Source organism: Ornithinibacter sp., assembly GCF_035443565.1.
GTDB lineage: Bacteria > Actinomycetota > Actinomycetes > Actinomycetales > Dermatophilaceae > Fodinibacter.
This window is the reverse complement of record NZ_DAORSO010000234.1, coordinates 1-2,518: the sequence shown is the minus strand read 5'-3', so window position 1 is coordinate 2,518 and position 2,518 is coordinate 1. Positions and strand designations below refer to the sequence as shown.

The following is a 2,518-nucleotide window of genomic DNA, read 5'->3' as shown; positions in this document are numbered from 1 at the left end:
CGCGGGTCGGCGTACAGGGCGAGGTCGACGGCGGTGTGCAGCCTCTTCTGTGCGGATGCGGCGAGGTAGGCCTCGACGTCGTCGGCCTCGACCCAGGCGTCCTGCACCCAGGTGATCCCGAGCGAGGCCAGGTGGGTGGTGGCTTCCTCGAGCGCGCGCACCCGGACGTCGAGGGGGTGCGGGCCCGCGACGTCGAGCACGAGGTCGACCGCGCCCCACTCGCGCAGCGTGCCGAGCGGCGTTCCGTCGGCGCGTCGGGCGATCTCACCGAGCGGCGGGGCGGGCGTCGAGGCGTCGATGCCGGCGAGGTGCAGCGCCATCGTGTTGACCCACACCGTGTGGTAGTCGGCGGCTCGCAGCACCACGGGTCGGTCGGGCACGGCCTCGTCGAGCCACCGGGCGTCGAACAGCCCGTCGGGCGCGAGCGCCGGGTCGTAGGACGCCCCGCGGATCCACGGCTCGTGCGGGTGCTCGGCCGCCCAGCGCGCGACCTGCGCGACGACCTCGGCGACCGACCCGGCATCCGAGATGTGTGGTCCATGGGCCTGCAGGCCCGCGAACACCGGGTGGGCGTGCCCGTCACCGAACGCCGGGATGAGGATGCCGTCACCCACCTCGACCACAGCGGCACCGGGCGTGTCCGCGAGGGCGAGCGCAGCGGCATCCACGGCAATGACGAGGCCACCGCGGATCGCGACCGCGTCGAGGTCGCCCTGCACCGGGCACCAGACGCGCCCGCGAAGAACCGTGATCAGGTCAGCGGGCTGGGCGCTCGGACACATAGATCGTGATGATGCCATCGACGACGACGGTGCCATCGGTACGAACCGCCCTGACCCGCACCGGCACGTCGCCGAGCTGCGCCCAGTCGGCCGGGTCGGTCTCCGCGATGCACAGCAGGTCGGTCGTCGACTTCGCGAGGTAGGAGACCTGCATCCCCTTGGGGATCCAGCGCCGGTCCTTCGGCGTGGTGGCCTCGGCGAGCAGGCCCATCGCTGCCTCGAGCCCGTTGCACACCGCGATGGCGTGCAGGGTGCCGATGTGGTTGTGCACCGCCCGGCGGTTGCGGATGGTCAGCTCGGCGTGGTGCGGTCGCACGTCGCGCACCTGCGGCCGCACGGTGCGGAAGTAGGGGGCCTTGTTCGCGAAGAGCAGCGAGAAGGCGCGCTTGCCGAACGGGCGGGCGGACATCGAGCGGTACAGCGCGTAGGTGTCAGGCACCCGGCCGAGGTTACCGGCGAGTACTGCCGGCCGGGTTAACGTGTGGCCATGACCACCCCCTCCTACCCCGGCCAGCCCGGCTTCGTCGTGCCCGCACCCGAGGACCGGCCACGGTTCGACCGGCGGGCGGTGCGGGTGCTGGTGCTCGACGAGGACGACCGGATGCTCCTGTTCAAGGACTCCGACCTCGGGCTGGACCCGGTCGCGCACTGGTGGGTGACGCCCGGCGGGGGTGTCGACCCGGGCGAGAGCGACCTCGAGGCCGCGGTGCGCGAGCTGTGGGAGGAGACCGGCCTCGTCGTGGATGCCGGGGACCTCGTCGGCCCGCTGCTCACCCGGGTCGTCGTGCACGGCTACAGCGACAAGGTGGTCGACCAGCACGAGGTGTTCTACGTGGTGCGGGTGGCGGCCTTCGAGGTGGACACCACGTCGCACACCGAGGAGGAGCAGCTGACCGTGGCCGACATCCGGTGGTGGGCCCTGCCCGACCTCGCCGCCACCGACGACGACGTCTGGCCCCGCGACGTGCTGGCGGTGCTCGAGCTGGCCTCCCGACCGCACGAGTGGGCCGACGGCCCGGTGGTCGCCCCGCCCGTGCAGGAGTCGAGCGTCCCCGCCCCGTGACAGGGAGCTGTGACAGTGCCTCGTGACAGGCTGCCGTCATGGACGTCAAGAGCACGGTGTGGCACTACCTGAAGAACGCTCGCGAGCAGGTTCTCTGGAAGGTCGAGGGGCTGCCCGAGCGCGACCAGCGGATGCCGCTCACCCCCACCGGCACGAACCTGCTCGGTGTCGTCAAGCACCTGGCCGGGGTCGAGGCCGAGTACTTCGGCATGTGCCTGGGCCGCCCGTGGCCGCAGCCGATGGCGTTCTGGGCGGACGACGCGCAGCCCAACGACGACATGTGGGCCACCGCAGACGAGTCGCCGGCGCAGATCCTCGACCTCTACCGCCGTGTCACAGCCTTCGCCGACGAGACCATTGCGCCCCTGCCCCTGGACACCAGGGCCCACGTGCCGTGGTGGAGGGAGCCGGACACCACGCTGCACCACCTGCTGGTGCACATGACCGCTGAGACGGCCCGGCACGCCGGGCACCTGGACATCCTGCGCGAGCAGGTCGACGGTCAGGCCGGCTGGTCGCCCGAGCACCCGAACCTGCCCGAGGGCGGCGCGGACCACTGGGCGGCCTACGTGGCCCGGCTCCGCGAGATCGCCGAGCGCTCACCCGGCGGCTGAACCTACTTCTTGGTGGCCTGCGCCCCGGCGCCGTCGGAGGTCAGCGCGGCGATGAAGGC

4 protein-coding genes are annotated in these 2,518 nt (G+C 72.3%); 2 read left to right on the top strand and 2 right to left on the bottom strand.

The features are described 5' to 3' along the window. The coding region (locus PLL68_RS13815; RefSeq protein ID WP_324535042.1) for an amidohydrolase family protein at positions 1-782 on the bottom strand (782 nt) is incomplete at its 3' end. After that, positions 757-1,221 carry a hotdog fold domain-containing protein gene (locus PLL68_RS13810; protein WP_324534759.1) on the bottom strand — a complete coding sequence of 155 codons (465 nt, stop codon included), beginning with the start codon at positions 1,219-1,221 and terminating at the stop codon, positions 757-759. The genes PLL68_RS13810 and PLL68_RS13815, both read right to left, overlap by 26 nt. Before the next feature lie 48 nt (positions 1,222-1,269). On the opposite strand from PLL68_RS13810, the gene PLL68_RS13805 reads away from it, so the two are divergent. Further along, positions 1,270-1,845, top strand: a complete 576-nt coding sequence (locus PLL68_RS13805; protein ID WP_324534761.1) for an NUDIX hydrolase — start codon at positions 1,270-1,272, stop codon at positions 1,843-1,845. Between the two features lie 38 nt (positions 1,846-1,883). Further along, entirely contained in the window at positions 1,884-2,459 is a 576-nt protein-coding gene (locus PLL68_RS13800) for a DinB family protein (protein ID WP_324535040.1), read from the top strand. Positions 2,460-2,518 lie beyond the last annotated feature (59 nt).